Source organism: Pseudomonas sp. Choline-02u-1 (assembly GCF_002836515.1).
Lineage (GTDB): Bacteria > Pseudomonadota > Gammaproteobacteria > Pseudomonadales > Pseudomonadaceae > Aquipseudomonas.
This window is the reverse complement of record NZ_PJBC01000065.1, coordinates 482,302-499,091: the sequence shown is the minus strand read 5'-3', so window position 1 is coordinate 499,091 and position 16,790 is coordinate 482,302. Positions and strand designations below refer to the sequence as shown.

13 protein-coding genes are annotated in these 16,790 nt (G+C 52.9%); 5 read left to right on the top strand and 8 right to left on the bottom strand.

The window, feature by feature from the left end:
* Positions 1–73 precede the first annotated feature (73 nt).
* A complete protein-coding gene (locus CXF97_RS23905; protein ID WP_003253466.1) occupies positions 74–1,771 on the top strand; it encodes a phosphoethanolamine transferase in 1,698 nt (565 codons plus the stop codon).
* A gap of 323 nt (positions 1,772–2,094) precedes the next feature.
* On the opposite strand, the gene CXF97_RS23900 is transcribed toward CXF97_RS23905, so the two are convergent.
* Entirely contained in the window at positions 2,095–3,321 is a 1,227-nt protein-coding gene (locus CXF97_RS23900; protein WP_009682006.1) for an OprD family porin, read from the bottom strand.
* Positions 3,322–3,523: 202 nt separating this feature from the next.
* Between CXF97_RS23900 and CXF97_RS23895 the strand changes: the two genes are divergently transcribed.
* The 3 genes from CXF97_RS23895 (at position 3,524) to CXF97_RS23885 (ending at position 7,861) form a co-directional block, all read left to right on the top strand.
* A complete protein-coding gene (locus CXF97_RS23895; protein ID WP_003253472.1) occupies positions 3,524–4,435 on the top strand; it encodes a LysR family transcriptional regulator in 912 nt (303 codons plus the stop codon).
* Between the two features lie 112 nt (positions 4,436–4,547).
* On the top strand, positions 4,548–5,987 hold the full coding sequence (locus CXF97_RS23890) for a YfcC family protein (protein WP_003253475.1): 1,440 nt from the start codon (positions 4,548–4,550) through the stop codon (positions 5,985–5,987).
* A 44-nt stretch (positions 5,988–6,031) separates the two neighbouring features.
* Positions 6,032–7,861, top strand: a complete 1,830-nt coding sequence (locus tag CXF97_RS23885; protein ID WP_003253477.1) for a CocE/NonD family hydrolase — start codon at positions 6,032–6,034, stop codon at positions 7,859–7,861.
* Between the two features lie 130 nt (positions 7,862–7,991).
* On the opposite strand, the gene CXF97_RS23880 is transcribed toward CXF97_RS23885, so the two are convergent.
* The 3 genes from CXF97_RS23880 to CXF97_RS23870 form a co-directional block, all read right to left on the bottom strand.
* Positions 7,992–8,912 (bottom strand): hypothetical protein, encoded by a 921-nt coding sequence (locus CXF97_RS23880; protein ID WP_003253479.1) that lies wholly within the window; start codon positions 8,910–8,912, stop codon positions 7,992–7,994.
* A gap of 956 nt (positions 8,913–9,868) precedes the next feature.
* Complete coding sequence (locus CXF97_RS23875) at positions 9,869–10,228, bottom strand: histone-like nucleoid-structuring protein, MvaT/MvaU family (RefSeq protein WP_003253484.1); 360 nt, start codon at positions 10,226–10,228, stop codon at positions 9,869–9,871.
* Between the two features lie 149 nt (positions 10,229–10,377).
* Positions 10,378–10,698 carry a helix-turn-helix domain-containing protein gene (locus CXF97_RS23870; protein ID WP_003253486.1) on the bottom strand — a complete coding sequence of 107 codons (321 nt, stop codon included), beginning with the start codon at positions 10,696–10,698 and terminating at the stop codon, positions 10,378–10,380.
* 86 nt (positions 10,699–10,784) lie between these two features.
* Between CXF97_RS23870 and CXF97_RS23865 the strand changes: the two genes are divergently transcribed.
* Complete coding sequence (locus CXF97_RS23865; protein WP_169918881.1) at positions 10,785–11,204, top strand: hypothetical protein; 420 nt, start codon at positions 10,785–10,787, stop codon at positions 11,202–11,204.
* Between the two features lie 8 nt (positions 11,205–11,212).
* On the opposite strand, the gene CXF97_RS23860 is transcribed toward CXF97_RS23865, so the two are convergent.
* From CXF97_RS23860 to CXF97_RS23845, 4 genes are read right to left on the bottom strand one after another with little or no spacing between them, the layout of a single operon-like run.
* The gene (locus tag CXF97_RS23860; RefSeq protein ID WP_003253491.1) at positions 11,213–11,572 is read right to left on the bottom strand and encodes a hypothetical protein; all 360 of its coding nucleotides are present in this window, start codon (positions 11,570–11,572) and stop codon (positions 11,213–11,215) included.
* Entirely contained in the window at positions 11,569–13,971 is a 2,403-nt protein-coding gene (locus CXF97_RS23855) for a hypothetical protein (protein WP_003253492.1), read from the bottom strand. The genes CXF97_RS23860 and CXF97_RS23855 overlap by 4 nt, the downstream gene beginning before the upstream one ends.
* The gene (locus CXF97_RS23850) at positions 13,968–15,575 is read right to left on the bottom strand and encodes a site-specific integrase (protein WP_003253494.1); all 1,608 of its coding nucleotides are present in this window, start codon (positions 15,573–15,575) and stop codon (positions 13,968–13,970) included. Before CXF97_RS23850 ends, CXF97_RS23855 begins: the two co-directional genes overlap by 4 nt.
* Entirely contained in the window at positions 15,568–16,764 is a 1,197-nt protein-coding gene (locus tag CXF97_RS23845; RefSeq protein ID WP_019819803.1) for a tyrosine-type recombinase/integrase, read from the bottom strand. Before CXF97_RS23845 ends, CXF97_RS23850 begins: the two co-directional genes overlap by 8 nt.
* Between the last annotated feature and the right edge of the window lie 26 nt (positions 16,765–16,790).

Here is a 16,790-nt window from a genome sequence, read left to right as displayed (position 1 = left end):
TCGATGGTTTGCCAAGCAGCTCCCGCTAACTCCACAGCTAACGCATGGATAAGCAGCCTCTCAGAGTTTGATAATGACACCTTCAAAATCCATTGTTCACACCCTGTTAAGTAAATGGATCTTTGCTATTCGCACTGCCCGACAGGAAGGCATCAGCACTAATCTGCTCATTGGGCTGGTAACTCTTTGGTTGCTGCTATTCGCGAATGCTGAGCTCTGGAGCGTGCTCTGGAAGCTGGTATTCAAAACCGATGAAGTGAACTGGCTGCTAGCAGCTAGCCTCCCAGTCATAGTATTCGCATGGGTGTTTACGGTTCTGAGCTTGCTGTCATGGGCGCGGCTGACCAAACCTTTTCTATGTCTCGTACTGATCAGCGCGGCTTTTGCGAGTTACTTCATGAATGCCTATGGCATCGTGATCGATTACACAATGTTCACCAACGTTGTGGAGACAGACGTCGCTGAGGCAACCGAGCTGCTGAATTGGAAGCTCGGTCTGTGGGTCGCAATGGTTGGGGTGTTGCCCGTCTACCTGATCTCCCGGGTTCCCCTCCGGCGCAAGCCTTGGGCCAGAGCTTTGGTCAGCAGGGTCATTGCTCTGTCGCTCGCTCTGTTGACCTTGTCTGGCATCGTGCTGAGTCAATACCAGTCATATGCCTCCTTGCTGCGCAACAATCGGGAGATCCGACTGATCCTGGTACCCACCAACTTGTTTGCGGCTGGCCATGGTTACCTGAAGCGCCAGCTGGCCACACCTAAAACGCTGACGGCCATTGGAACTGATGCGGTAGTTAATCGACAGGGGGCGGCCCGTAAACCTAGGCTGCTGGTACTGGCTGTAGGAGAGACCGCCCGCTCCGCCAACTTCTCCCTCAATGGCTACACCCGTGAAACGAACCCGGAGCTGGAAAAACGCAACGTCATCAGCTTCTCCAACGTCAGCTCCTGCGGCACCGCCACCGCAGTTTCGTTGCCATGCATGTTCCTGGATGTGGGTAAGGCCGAGTACAAAGATGGCTTGGCCAAGAGCCGAGAAGGGCTGCTCGACGTGCTTCAACGCGCAGGCATTAGTGTCATGTGGACTGACAACAACTCGGGGTGCAAAGGGGCCTGCGACAGGGTTCCCAACCACAAGGCTGCCTCTCACGCGGATCCCCAACTTTGCACCAGCGAGGAGTGTAAGGACGGGGTGCTGCTCTCGGAGATGCAAGACTTCATCAAGCGTCAAGAAGGCGATGCTGTCCTGGTGCTCCACTACAAAGGTAGCCATGGCCCGGCCTACTACAAGCGCTACCCCGCGCAATTCAAGAAATTCGCGCCGGTGTGCGAGACCAACGAGCTCGACAAATGTAAGCAGCAGGAAGTGCTCAATGCCTACGATAACTCGATCCTTTACACCGACTACGTTACAGCCGGGCTGATCGACATCCTGGCAGCGAACACCAAATTCGACACTGGGCTCCTGTACGTTTCTGACCACGGAGAATCACTGGGTGAGGGTGGGCTCTACCTGCATGGGCTGCCTTATGCGATGGCTCCTGAAGAGCAAACCAAGGTGCCATTGGTGCTTTGGATGTCCGATTCTCTTGCGAAGAGTGAAAGGCTCAACGTCGGCTGTTTGAAAGCTCAAGCAAGCTCACCTCTTAGCCACGACAACCTGTTTCACACAGTGCTCGGGATGATGAATGTCCAGACGTCCTCGTACCGCTCAGCCTTGGATTTCACTGCCCCGTGCAAGCCCTTGCCAGGAGGCTCTTACTCAGGCCTCTAAGACACGAAGTAGGATGGCCCCTCTGGGATGCCAAGTGCTTCTGCTCCCGTCCGCTTTGACAGCTATAAGAAGCTGGACTAACTACATAGCAGCACCCACCAACCCAAGCGATAAAGGAAATCTCGCATGAGCATCAAGCCAGGCCCTAAACGAACTAACGAAGATGGCACTCCGGATAAAAGGCAGCGAGTCACGCCTGAGAAGCAGAAGGACCATCCGGACCTGAAACCCCACAAGCACAAAAAGGGGGAGTAGGTTAACAAGGCAGCTCCCGACTGCGGGAGCTGCCTTTAGATGACGGCTTCAAGGGGAACTTGAAGCTATCACCACAATGCAATGTCGTACGTCAGATACAAGCGGTAGTTATCCCGGTCACTGCTGTACGTGCTCCTGGCCACTGCATATCGAAACTCAGCCCCCACACCTTTGAAGAGCCCGTCCTGGATCACATATTTCAGGTTCGTATTGGACTCGTGCTCCCGGGCTTCCTGACCACGATAGACCCCATCCTCGCCCTTGTAGTAGCGGGTCATGAAGCTCAGTCCAGGAATTCCCATGCTAGTAAAATCGTAGTCGTACCTCGCCATCCAGGTCCGCTCTCCGGGCTGAATGAATTTGCCAACGCTAGCATTGCTGAACGAGTAGACCGTGCTTACGCTCACGTACGGAAGTGCGGTGCTGCCATCAACCTTTTGATATCCAGCACTGAACGTGTGGCCACCCAGACGATAACTGAGTAAACCGCTAAACATATCGCTATCAACTACACCATTACGGGCTGCGCCAGCATCATCACTGATAAAGTAACGTAGATCGCTAGTTAGCTTGCCTGGGCCAAGCGGCAGTGTGTAAACCAACCCGAAAAATTGTTGGCGGTAGAAATCCCGAAGTTCCCCGTAGTAGCTGCTAAAACTGAGCTGTTTGGTGAGGTCGTAGCGCATCCCCGCAAAATCAAAGTCCGTACCGCCACCTCCGGAATATCCCTGAGGAAATATATCGACGCTATCGGTAGAGTTTCGGGCTTTGAATTTGTCTAGATGCCCAGCTTGAAGGTACAACCGATCAACACCGGTGTACTCCGCTTGGGTACCTCGGAACGTTTGAGGTAGTAGTCGACCATCGTTGTAAACCAGGACGGGGATTTTGGGGAGGAGAGTGCCACCACTGACCAAAAGGTCATTCCATTTGGCCTTAGCGGTAATGCCAAGACTCGAATATTCGCTAGCTGCCCGACCATCGTCGTGGACCGGCAGAAGGCCTGTCCCCGCATGCTTAGCGCTTGAGTCGAGCCGGATTCCTGAAAGTCCCAGTGCCTCCAAACCAAAGCCTACAGGTCCTTCGGTGTAACCTGACTGTAGCTTGAGCAGAAAACCCTGCGCCCACTCTTTGCGATCTTCGCCCCCATCACGAAATCCATCATTGAAATAGTAATTTCGCAGAGCCAGCCGGCCCTCGGAGTCTTTGAAGAAGTCTGCTTCAGCAAAATTGGGGAACAAGCTAGCAATGACGCTTGCACACGCGAGTGTGCGCGATGTTGTGAGGGTGTTCATCGGAAATCTCTGCTGTGTATTGTGATTTTTGGCAGCATCAAAATGGAGCGACCCAGTACTATCCATCGCAGATTACGCAGCGTCATGCTGGACGGGATTCACTCATGCGGCGGACACTAACCCGTCGTGGAATCGGCAACAACGTTATGAGTAATACGCATGAGGCTATGCGTTTAGTTGGTAAGAAACCTCGGAGTATCTTGTGAACCTCAAACAACTCGAAGCTTTTCAAGCCATCATGACAACGGGCTCTACCATCGGAGCTGCTACCCGTATGGGCTTGTCCCAATCGGCCGTCAGCCGCTTGTTAACTCAGCTCGAAGATCACTTAGGCCTCGCGCTCTTCCTTCGACGTAAGGGCAGATTGATGGCGACTCCTGAGGCGGAAGAACTCCTTGGACAGGTGGCGGAGCTCGTAGACAACCTCCAGCGCGTACAACGCATGGCAGATGAGCTGAGACTGGGTCATTCGCGCCGGAGTCTGCTCAAGGTTGCAGTACCGACCAGCATGTCTCAACACTTGCTACCGAGGATCGTTGCCGAATTCATGCAGGGCCGTGAGGACGTCGTCGTAGAGGTCATCACCGGCGGATACGATGCGCTGGAAAGGGCCGTACTCGACAAAAGCGCTGACTTCGCTTTCGTGCGTTTGCCTACGGAACTTCAGCATTTTGAAGTGCTACCGGTACTGGAGACCGAAGGGATGTGCGTCATGCACCAAAGCCATCCACTGGCGGAGCTATCGGAGGTCAGTCTCGAAGCATTGCGGTATGAACCCCTCGTGCTTCTGGGGCGGCAAAGGAGCCTTCGATCTGAACTCGACCTGCGTTTCCGAGAGGCTGAAATTACCCCTCAAGTTCGCGTAGAGGTCCACTCGGTCAGTGCTGCTTGCGCATTCGTTGCAGAGGGTATGGGGGTCTCAATTATCAATGGTCTTTTGGCCAAAGAGTTTGGTGGCCTTCCTTTGATCGCCAAGCCGCTGAGACCTGCGCTTTGCTATCGTTTTGGCCTGATTTTCCGCAAAGACCAGCCACGCTCTTTGCTGGTTGAGAGTTTCGCGGAGCACATGCGTAACAGGCTCACAGAGGTGAATGGTTCTACGCCAACGCAATAAATTGCATAGCCCAACCCGATTTACTCATAACGTTGAGTGACTGCATCCGATTGAACTAGTGTGCGCCCTGTAGCCCTGGGCCCCTACAAAACAATAATCGAGATCGCGCACCATGAACCTACCTCATGCACCGGCGGCGCAAGCCGCGCCTGCTGGAAAAGCAGACATCCCTCGCCCGGCCAAGCAGCTCAATCCTGCGTTGATCCTGTTGAGCATTGTTTTCATGGCTCTGGCCTTCACCTACTTCGTCGATTCAGGCCAGTTCCAGCGCAAAGACATCGCTGTTGTCCCCGGTTCGTACCAGACCTTGGAAAAGGACGCCTCTCTAAGCCAGCTATTTTCCACAGAGCCGCGTGCCACAACCGATTCTGCTGCACGTCCGGTCTCCTTGGTTGAGGCTTTCATGGCCATTCCACAGGGCATCGAGAAGCGAGCCGGCCTGATCTTCATGGTTTTGTTCATCGGCGGAATGTTTGGCGTGCTGAACAAGGCCGGGGCAATCGATGCTGGTCTTGAGCGGATACTTGGCCTTACCCGGGGCAACATCTACGTGCTGGTACCCTGCTTGATGCTGGTGTTCTCGGCCGGTAGCACGTTCATGGGACTGGCCAAAGAGTTCATCCTGATCGTCCCGCTAATGGTAGCGATGGCCAATCGCCTGGGGCTGCCCAACATTGTTGGTCTGGCGATCGTGGTGATCTCGGTGAAAATCGGCTATCTGGGTTCGATTACCAACCCCGTGGCATTGGCGGTTGCCCAGCCGCTAGTGGGCGTTCCAATGTTCAGCGGGCTGAATATGCGTGTGGCAGCCTACTTGGTGTTTCTGCTGGTCGGCATTGGCTTCGTGTTAATGACTGTACGCCGACTGGGTTACGACGCCAGTGCTGAGTTTACTTTTAAGCGCACACCGCTAGCGCCACGCCACAGTCTCAACCTTCTACTGCTGGGAGCGGGCGTCGCCTTCCTGGTTTATGCCTCCAATCGCTGGCACTGGAAGTACCCAGAGTTGTCTGCGTACTACTTGGCGATGAGCATGGTGTTCAGTGTGGTGGCTGGCATCGGTGCCAGCGAGGCTGCCGGCGCATTCGTCGACGGAATGAAGAAGGTGCTAATGGCCGGCGTGCTGATCGGTCTCGCCACTGCGGTGGAGATCATCCTCAGCACTGGCCAGGTGCTCGACACTATCGTCAACAACCTTTCCAACCTGGTCAGCGATCACGGCCCTCTAGTTTCGGCGTACGGCATGTTCTTCGCACAACTCGGGCTGGATGTCCTGATCCCGTCCACGTCGGGGCAAGCAGCAGTGACCATGCCAATCTTCGGACCGTTGGGGCAATTGTCAGGTGTGAGCGCTCAGACCACTGTGTATGCCTTTTTGCTGGGCAATGGTCTAACAAACCTGATCACTCCTACCTCAAGTGGCCTACTAGTGCTGCTTGCGACCGCTCAAGTCGGATGGGGTCAATGGGCGCGATTCATCTGGCCGTTGTGCCTGGTATTCGCGGCCATCGCCATGTGCCTCCTCTCCATTGCCGTTCTGACCGGCTACTGAAATCTCGGGCCGCGTATGCGGCCCTACTGCTTTGAGTGTCAAACATGCAAATCCTCAGAAACCTGATGGTCCCGATGCGCGATGGCGTTCGGTTGGCCACCGATGTCTACCTGCCTGATGAAAGTACCGGCGTGTGGCCAGTGGTGATCGAACGCACTCCATACGACAAGAGCAAGCCCTCACGCTCGGAGAAATGCCTGAATGGTCATCACTTAGGGCGTGAAGAGATGGCCCAAGCCTTTGCCGAACATGGCTTCGTCACTGTGTTTCAGGACTGCCGCGGTCGCTACGCCTCCGAAGGCGAATTCATCAAGTACGTCAACGAAGCAGAAGACGGCTACGACACTTTGGCCTGGTTGGTCGAGCAGCCTTGGTGCAATGGGAAGGTCGGAAGCATGGGTCTTTCTTATGCAGCCCATACTCAGCTCGCTATGGCCTGCTTAAATCCTCCAGGGCTGAAGACGATGGTGCTGGACTCTGGAGGCTTCGCCAACGCTTATCAATGTGGCATCCGCCAAGGAGGCGCATTCGAGCTCAAACAGGCCACATGGGCATACAAGCAGGCCAAGGAAAGTCCGGCAGCCAAAGCCGATCCACTATTGCGCGAAGCATTGGAGCAGGAAGACATCCGGCATTGGTTCGCCCATATGCCGTGGCGTCCAGGATTTTCACCGCTGCGTCATGCGCCAGCGTATGAGGACTACCTGTTCGACCAATGGGGCCGCGGCTGTTTCGATGCCTATTGGCAACAGTTGGGCATTTGCGCCGATCACTATCGCAGCAACATTCCCGATATTCCGGTGCTGCACATGTCGAGCTGGTATGACGCCTATGTCAGCTCAACCCTGGATAACTTTGCTGCCTTCGTCGCGAACGGTAAGGCACCACAACGACTCGTGATGGGCCCTTGGCTGCATGGCGACCGCAACATTAGCCACAGCGGCGATGCCGAGTTTGGCCCAGCCGCCGCTTTCGATGGGCAAGTGGCGCAGGATTGGCTGTCCTGTCGTATTGAGTGGTTTGTAAACCATCTGCAGCTACAGATCACTGCACCAGCCCAACAGGTGCAGGTATTCATGATGGGCGGTGGTAGTGGTCGCAAGCTTCAGGACACGCGAATAGATCATGGTGGTCAGTGGCTTGATGCACAGCAGTGGCCATTACCTGGCAGCCAGCGGTTGGATCTTTATCTTCATCCTGACGGTCAGTTGAGCAAAGGGGGGCCAGCGGCAACCGATGCTGCTTGCCACTTCCTCGCCGATCCATCTAATCCAGTACCGACCATCGGCGGCGCGCTGACTTCCGGCGCTCCTGTCTTCGAAGGCGGAGCGTTTGATCAGCGAGAAACACCACGCTTCTTCGGCGCGCGCGGAGATGGCAGTGCCATCTGCCAGCGCAGCGATGTGCTGTGTTTCGAAACTGAGCCGCTTGAAGCTGACCTTGCTGTCGCCGGTCCGGTAACGATCCAGCTGTGGGTCGAGACCGACGGCTTAGACACTGACTTTACCGCTAAGGTGGTCGACGTCTATCCGCCAAGCGATGACTTCCCAGAGGGGTATGCCATGAACATTACAGACGGCATCATTCGTTGCCGATACCGGGACAGCTGGAACGATCCGAAGCCGACGGTACCTGGGGAATGTTTCAAGGTGCAGATCGAACCGTTTGCAACCTGCAACCTGTTCAAGCGCGGTCACAGCTTGCGCCTTGAGATTGCCGGCAGCAATTTCCCACGGTTCGACGTAAACCCCAACAGCGGTGAGCCGGAAGGCTGCGCGAACAAAAAAAGGACTGCTCGAAATACCGTACATATGGGGGCTAAGCGGCCCTCCAGGATTCAGCTAACGGTCGTCCAAGCACCAGCTGGTAGCTGATAGCGGTATAGAGCTATCGCTTGGCAGCAGTTCTGGACAGCTGCCGAGCGCTGTCCCTGTAAACCAGTTTTTTTACCTGTTAACCACTGTAGTTAACAGGTAAAAAAATAGGTTTACACGATGCTCACCTCTACCCGTTCGACACCAGCAAATCGCCTAGCTCTTCACGGGCCATATCCACTCGGTCCATCCTGCGATAGGGATGATCAACAGGCATTCGGATGAGGCTCTCGAACCAAGCCGGATCGAATTTGAGCACCTGCTTGTGAATGTGCTCAAGCTCACCTTTGCGAAGCTGGGACACTACAAACTCCATGCTCTCAACCAGGCCGGATTCCTCGTTATCCTTAGAGATCCGGTGGCGGATGAAACTCATCTTGAGATCGAAGTAGGGGCCTTTCATCCCAGGAAGGCTCTTCGCCTCCAGCCGGCCTTTGGTGCTGATTTCCGCCCCTGGCACTTGAGACTCTATCGCTTTCACAAGCTCAGCATTCCCACCTATCTTCTGGCCAAAGAGCCGAGTGGCGTCCGACATATAGGCGAAGATCCATGGCACGTTGCGTAGCGTCGCACCGGTATAGAGGTAGCCGCGCTCCCCTTTGTAACGCTGCAGCATGCCTCGCAAGGCTTTCTCCGAGAGCACCACCTGGGTTTCCTTCTCCAGGATGTAAACCACGCGGTCAAACTGTTCTATCAAAAGCCTGAGAATCTTCCGCGGTACGCCGTCAAAACCGGTTTTTCGGTCGGTCTTCTTGTGCTGACGGGGCTGGAAGTATGGGCAATCGTTACGGGCCTCTCCATCAAATGGAGCGATACCGCGAATGCTCTTCGTCGCGTGCTTTCCGAAGGGATTTTTTACGTTTGGGGGTAACTCATACAGCCCTACCAGCTGGACAGGGTTGTCGCATGCCGGGCACACCGCGAACTGAGCCAGCTTGCCCGCGCTTCCGGGCTGATACCACGGCTCCCTGCGGAAGGTCTCAGACTCGAACCGATCCTTGTCTATGGTTTTGCTTTCAGTGTCTTCAATGCGGAGCTTGTACACATCCATCTTTGCCAAAACCGTATCAATAGAGGGTTTATTGATCGTACCCAGCGAAGTTCGGTAGCAGGAAGGCCTATCTGCCCCTTAGGTGGTCACCCTCCGGTGGCAGGCCTTGCCAGAAGCATGGGATTACCCCGTAAGGAGTCTGTGAGCCCCAGAAACAACTAACCCCCTGGTGCGCAGTGCAGGTCTGGGACCCGCCCGAGGCGTGGAGGCTATTCTTGTAGAGAAAATAACACCTGCCACGGAACGGATCAGTTGGTAGGCAGACCAGCCGTCAGCTATGGCCCAGCACCGTCGATCAAGGCCGCTCAATCAGCAAATCGTCGTCTTCTATGGCGTCTCCAAAACTGAACCAGTCGTGCAGGCTGTAATGCACGAAGTCTTCATCCTCCGCATCGAGCATAGTGAAATTCTGCAATACCGTGACATCCGCCCCCGAAGTACAGCCCCTCGTTGAGGTTTACGAAATGCTCCAGCAATTCGTTCAGCTGATCATGCAACTGACTTGTAAGCCTGGCGTGCTCTCGCTTGGTCTAAAAACGGAACATCACTTCATGCGCTTCGGGCGGGGCGCGAACTGGTCCCCAAGTTCTGCTTTTTTGAGGCATCCACTGGGTAAGCCGGCCACATGATTCGGAGGTGCAGATGTCAAGGCTCGGTAACCGACTTAGACGGTGAGACAGGCGTCGCGATCCCGGATCGAATGGCTTCGGCAGTAGGAGGGGGGGTGATCCAGTGGAGCATGAGACCAGCCAGGATGCTTGCGAGGGTGTTTACTGAGATTGTGACGAGAGCATTGCGCATTTTGGAGCGTCCGTTTCTGAAGTGGACCTCTATTTAATGCGCATAAATGGTGTGTCATTACCACCTACCAAAAAAATCGTCGCGCCCCAGAATGGGAATTCGCATTTGGCGACGATTCACGTTTATGCTCCTGCCACAGGTCGACTACAGCACAGTCAGTTGGCTAACCAGGACTCAACCACCTCGGCACCGTACTCTGCCTTCCAGGCCTTCAGAGTGCGCTGATTGCCCCCCTTCGTCTCAACGACTTCTCCGCTATGCGGGTTCTTGTAGGTTTTCACTACTCGTGGTTTCCGTGCAGGTTTTTGTGCAATAGATCCGGAATCTACGGGCTGCGGATCAATGATCTGGATCACGTGACGCAGGCTGTAGCCGTAATCGTTGAGCAGGTTGCGGAGCTTCGTTTCGAATTCCATTTCCTGCTTCAGGGCGGAATCATTCTTCAGTGCTTCCAGTTCGGCGAGCTGCGCGGCGAGCTGTTGTTCGAGAAGGCGAAATTCAGCGAGACGGGACATGAGATTCTCCAAGAAGTGGCCTGAGATTTTATCAGGCTAGACAGAAAGCGTGCTAAGTATCTTGTGGCCTAAACAGCCCTGCAATAGAGCAAAATCCAGTCCCCCCATTGGCGCTTGGGCAATCGCTTCGCGGCATTAGCAGGTGGTGATCAGCTCTGGTGTGAGGTTTTGCTTGAGTCCGGGAAGGCCGTTGCAAGGTCCATGCGTTCAGCTTCTTGAGTGATTTGAGCGAGTAACTCTGCCACTGCTCGGTTCTCTTTGAGGGCATAGCTCCCAACCAGTAATGTGATCGGATGAACTCCCAGCACTGGTGCGATGGTGTCCAGTTTCTCGATGGTCGGGACGTATCGTCCCCTTTCCAGCGTGCTGATGTAGGTACGACTGCTCACCGTCGCGAAGTCTTCTTGGGTCAGCTTTTGCTGGACTCGCATCCACTTCAGAACCCGACCGAATGCCTGTCTCAATTCCACTTTGCATCTTCCGCAAAAGGAAAGATGAGGCACCCGTGAACAGTATATGACTACAATGTATGCTGTTCATTTGAGAGGGGGTCATGATGTTTATCACCAACCGATGGGCAGAGGTGGATCGCTCCTTCGCCTGGCTGGCTGAGGATCAGCAGGCTTGGCATTTCGTGGAGCAACGGCTGTCATCGCCATGGATTCACATCACGGTGACGAGGGAGCGGGGAGAGGACACGTGTGTGGAGGTCTTCTTTCTGGAGGACATGCGTGGGCTGGAGCAGTTCACGCGTTTAACCCTGAATGGTGCCGTTGAGTTATCCCTTCAGATTGTTACTCCCGGGTGGATGAACGGTAGTAGCGGGTGGGCGATGGAGCATCTGGAGGTCATTCATGAAAGCGAGGATCGTTTGTACAGGTGTTACACCGTTCAAGGCGGTCGTCGGTATTACCAGCCTAACAGCTCCGAGTGCCGTGAGTATGGCTTCTTCAAGGAACTTTACAGACGAGGATAGCTGGTGAGTCAGCTCGTGGTATCTTCGAAGTATCGTCTTGGGTCAATTGCATCCTCGGTCATTAGCTGAGCGGCTTTGACGATTGTCTGAATTAATCGATTGTTCTCCATGCGTGCTTTTTGTAGCTGTGCTTCGAGAGCATAAATTCTCGCATCACTATTTTTACGCCCGACCTTTTTGAAGTCTTTAAGATGGGTCTGAGTGGCCGTATATAAAGATCGTATTTCCTCATCTCTCCAGAGCGTTTGACGACTAACACCCGCCTGCTGGGCAAGGCCACTTTGGGTGAGCGGTTCCTGAACCCGTCCGGCCTCATATTCGGCGAGAATGGACCGCACGTGGTCCTTCCATTTTTTTTCCTGCTTCATGATGAAGCCTTCTTAGGTTTTGAGTAAGCTTCTAAGGCCGTTTTGCAGCTCGTAACCATATCCATCACAAACAGAACGTGCTGATCGAAAGCGTGAGTATTATCGAGCTCAGCCTCAATACTAGACGTGATGTCAGTTTGGTTGTCAAAAATTGCCCTCAAAATTTTCTCGTACTCGCTGAGTAAGCTCTCGATAGCGGCCTTTGCTTCCAGATCATCAGGGTTCAGGTGAAAGGATTTACATCCAGAATCTGTACCGAAGCCTCTGATACACATGAGGCCCCTGTCGCACGGACTGATATAGAGCTCACGTGTACACCCGCCCCAAGGCGTTAGGTTGAGAATGCTGAGTTTCTCGATGATCATCTCTTCGATTTGTTCGTCAGCGATTGACTCCTCCCGCCATCGGATTACTAGCCTGCCCAAAAAGTCTGGGGGAGGGTCAACGGCCAAGTATAAAGATCTCACATATTCTGCTCGCTCTTTGGCAGTACGGTAGTCATATTGACGGCTTTGGCGTGGGGTTCGCCCCATCCATAGGTCCACAGCTGTTTCAGAGGGACCAGAACGAAGAATTGCCGTGGTAACCCAACGACGGATTTGATGAGGAGTGATGGAAAAGATTTCACCGTCTTGCCCTCGTAGGTCAAGGCGCTGAAAGATTGTTTTTTTTGAGGAGTTCGAAGAGAGATAGTTGTAGAGATCGGCTCTAAATAGGGGGCGGGGGATGATCCCTAGCTCAGATATCGAGTCAAACTGGTTTTCCCAGATTACAAGTAAGTTGTCACTCAGCTTGCTAGGATAACCTTTGGCAGTGTGCTTCGCATGATAAGGTGCTTCACTTCCATCACCAGGCATTGAAAATTGTTCTTCAAAATGGCGTCGCAGGTGAAATCTGTATTTATCTTCTAAAAGGCGCTTGAGCAGTCTGATATCTATGACCAGGGATGGTACTCCCGCCCCGAATCCTCTTTGAGATAACATAAGTTCTCTGATGCTTGCCCACTCATTCCGGATGTCGAAGAGTTGCGCATGTGAAGGATTGTTTCCAGGCTTGAAAAGCCCGTCGTGAACCATTCCCTTGAGAAAGGTGCGCAGGTGATCTACAAACCATTTGCTCTTTTTTACTGACGCCTCGGAGGATTTTGTGTGTTTTGCAATGTCAATGACGGATACGCTATAACAGTTCTTTTTGTACTCATTGAGAAAATTAGACCAATCCCAATTATGCATTCGTTCATCTATCCAAATTGCGATTCGAGCGGCCGTTATTCTAGGGAGTTCAACGCTGCTGCTGTAAAATCGCCCACCACTGTAGAGCTCTTTTGGAGATACGGGGAAGCACTTACATATCTCCTCAACAAAGTAGTGATGTTCTACGGGCAGATCCAACGATGAGAGTTGATCCACCGCGCCGGGATCTAACGGATGGTTAGCGCGATAGGCTGCGAGTGCTTTATCTATAAATGAGAAACCATTGGTTTCAATGTCAAGAGCACGCTCTCTAGCATCCTGAGTGACAGCCAGCAAGTACTCGTACGCTTCGGTGAGTGGTGCGCTCCATAGGTCTGCGACGGGTACGGCGTTGGGGATGCAGTTTTTTTCTACAGGCACTCGTACGAACGTCGTGTGAGTGTTGGGATCTTGGAAAAGGCAACTCTTTGGAAGATTCGCGATCTCACCAACTCTCAAACCGAGCGCCATTCCAAAGCAGGTCGCCTCAAGTCGAATTCTATCGAAGCCCGCAGTTGGCTCCAAATGTGGGTTCTGCTTGATCAACCACCTGGCTTGTGCAATCCCTTTGTGCAAGTCAGAAGAGTATAGATTTTCTTCTCTTTGCTGAAACTCTCGTGATGTGAGTTCAAGCGCACTATGAGTCGGGTTGGGTATCCCAGTTTGCCATTTGATAAACCTATCGACGAATCGCAGCAGTACTCCATCGACCATTACGCTAAGTTGGTTGAGGAAATCAACAAATGCCTTGAGGGCATTTGCTCTATGGTAAATGGTAGAGTCTGAACGTCCATGCCTGATCGAGTCTACGGTGCGGTCGAAGACTTTGCGCGTTATGTCGCTCCACTCAATGTTTTCGCTATCCATTACTGCGGATAGATGCCTAATCGAGGCCATTCTGCCGATAATCAGCTCTGCTGACGGATGTGCCAGAATTTCTTTAACTATAAAGCAGCGCGCAAGCTTGCCAATCACTAGCGGGAGAGGGGGTTGGTCTTGATTTCGCCTGTTGAGAGGATCGAGTGATGTGAAGGGAATATTACTCGATCGATACTGCCATACCTTGCCCTCGAAATCTCCTGCTACTAATCCGTTGGCCTTGAGGTCATTAAATTGTTGCTCTGCATGTTTGTATCGGTCGTCTAAGACCATCATTGATATGCTCATTCTTTCAACTCCTTCACAGCAATGATTACTGACTTAGCGCCGTGAATTGCTGCTTCGACCTGTTGGGCCATAGCGCCAGTGGAATTGCTCCCGAGCATCTGCTGGAATTTAGTGATGTCTGCTAAAGCCCCTTCATGATTAGCATGACGGCTAGGTCTGAATTTAGGGCATGCATAGCAAGTGACCGTCGGGTGGTAAGGACATGGCTCTTCAGAATTGCATGATCCTAAGCCACTTATTGGCCTTAGCGCGGATCTGTCAGGGATTTCTTCCATGAATTTGCCGCACCACATCTGCACGGCTGCATTGATCTCCGGGCTTGCCATGTGGGTCGTATTTATGAACTCTTGCAGCTCAAGGTTGTAATGGAAGTAGTGCTTTATAGAGTTCAGATTTGAATGATCTAAAGCTTCAGCGACCTCTTCAGGGGATGCACCGGAAAGAACCATTGAAGTAGCCTTGGTCCTGCGCAGTCGGTACGCGGTGATCCGCATGAAGGGCTCTGTTTTTTGTATGGGTCGATGAGGGTCTGGTAACTGGAGTATCCAAGTGAGAGATGTTAGCGCATAACTTATTCTATGGTTGTCGAGATGTAATGTGAATGGTGTCAGCTTGGGGTTGGTGAGGAAGCGTAAAAGGCGGTTTTCGGTTGTGTACGCCGAGGGAAACAACGGCGTAGGAAGTACTGGAGTGCTTATTCCATGCCTGGCACATATCGCGTTGATTTCCTTCGATGCGGCATTGCATTGGGTCTCAGCTAAAGTGCACTGAAGTTCTACTGCCTCTGCAGTATCGTTAGCGATGTAACGTTTTACCAGGTTGCTCGGATGCCTCCTGAGCCTTGAACGTCTAATTCCTTTAACACTCGGCACCTTTACAAAGGGGCCGCCCTCATCGATCCCGAAGTCAGTAACCTGCATTAGGGCCAACTGTATAGGGCGAAGAGCCCAGTCGCGACAGAGCAAAAAAAGCGTGCGTTGGGCATGAGTGATGAGCGGATTGTTGGCAAGCTTCATCTCAATGTTCGCGAGTTGTACGCGAGTGAAAGGGCCAAAGTCATCATCTCGCATCGTGACTAAATGCCTGTTATCATGCGCCTTTACTGTAAGCTGTGATAGTTCAAGGCTGTCATGTTCGTTGAAGCCTGGGACTTCTTCATCCAAGCACCATCGATAAAATACTCGAAGAGCAACTAGCTCCTCATACCAGCTTGATGCTTTTAATCGAGTGCATTCACGTACAGCAAATGTCGATAACCTATTGCCAATAGTATCCGCGTCATTTCCCGAAAATTTATGCTGGGCCAGAAGCCGCTGGACGACAATCAGAGGCCTAAGGTCGATGTGGGTTTGGAGTCTGTCGATGAACCACCCTCTGAGTAGCCACTCAACTAACAAGTTAGAATGTAGGGGCTTGCTCCACGCAATATTCATCGGAGCACACCCGACAATCTCTACCGTTATTCTCTCAACCCACGCATCATTGTTGTGAATTGTTATAGCCTGACCGAAGGTGGATTTGACTGTGGAAGGAAAGGCATCGGCCTCGATGCCGAAGCGACATTCAATCTCGGCTACGAGTTCGGCAGGCGAAATTTTAATCATCTTCATTGCCTCGAAAATTTGAGCTGTCTGAGCTTCTGATTATTTCGCCGAGCCGATCAGATATGGCCTGTCGAGAGTAGCGCTGAACACTTTCGCTGCTGGGGCTCCATCCGCCCAGATACGCCAGAGCATCTTTTACATTAATGCTGTTGGCGCCACTTTTTTCAAACTTTTTGCGAGCTATATTTGCCCCTGTCGCCCTCAAGCCGTGCGGATGAATTCGTGTTGAAAAGTTTGGCAAGCCGAGGCTGGCTGCAACGGTACGAAGAATGGTGTTTACGGTTCGCGCAGATAGCCGTCTCCCGTCACGGGAACTCACGAATAGGGCTGTACAAGGTCTTTTTGGTTTGATCAGTTTAGGGCGATGATCGGAAATGTATTCGTTCAGAACCGCGGCTACCGATGCGGTTATGGGGACTATCCGACCGCGCGTCTTGAGACTAGCCCCGTCCAGTCTCCGCTCCCTGTTGATATCGCTTGGGCGCTTGATGCGTATTGTAGGTGAGGGACCAAGGTCAACGTCGTCGAGTTCTATGAGAACCACTTCGCCACGCCTGGCAAGTGTTTCAAGCATTACTAAGAACAGACAGTAATTGCGTGCCTGTATCTGTTTACTTTGGAATGGGTTCCTAAAGTCATCAGGACTGAGCACCCCTTTGAATAAGGCTTGTCCGCCGGAGTCAAGTGGCGTTGCTGGTAGCGGCGGTTCTGATTGATATGCAATCTTGGTGATTTTTTTTTGAAGATTTCGCAGATTCTTGGCTTTGTTTTTTTCCGCTTGGCTTTGCTCAAGTAGACCTAGTCGATTGAGCTCAACGTAGTGCTCGAAGGAGAAATCTATGAATGATTTGACAGCTTCGAGTCGTCGGGTGCATGTCGATTGGCTCGCACCCGCACCGCGTTTGGTGGAGCAGAGGCGTTCGGCCAGCGATGTCAGTTCCGCTGAGCTGAACACCGCTAGGCGCTCAAGCTTCGCTTCCAGTGGAGAACCTCGGCTGAGAGCCCACTCGTACGCGATAGCGATGTCACGTAGGTAATTTTCGACGGTATTGAGACGCGATCTGTGGAGCAAATCCTCCGCCCAGAGGTTTGCTAGGATCACTGGAACCCCCTGCACCAGCAGGTATGGCCTGAGGCCGCTGGAGGCAGTACGAATCATTCGGATCTCGCAGAAAGGGACGTCTGGCATCGGTAGCTCCAGATCTGCAACGTTTC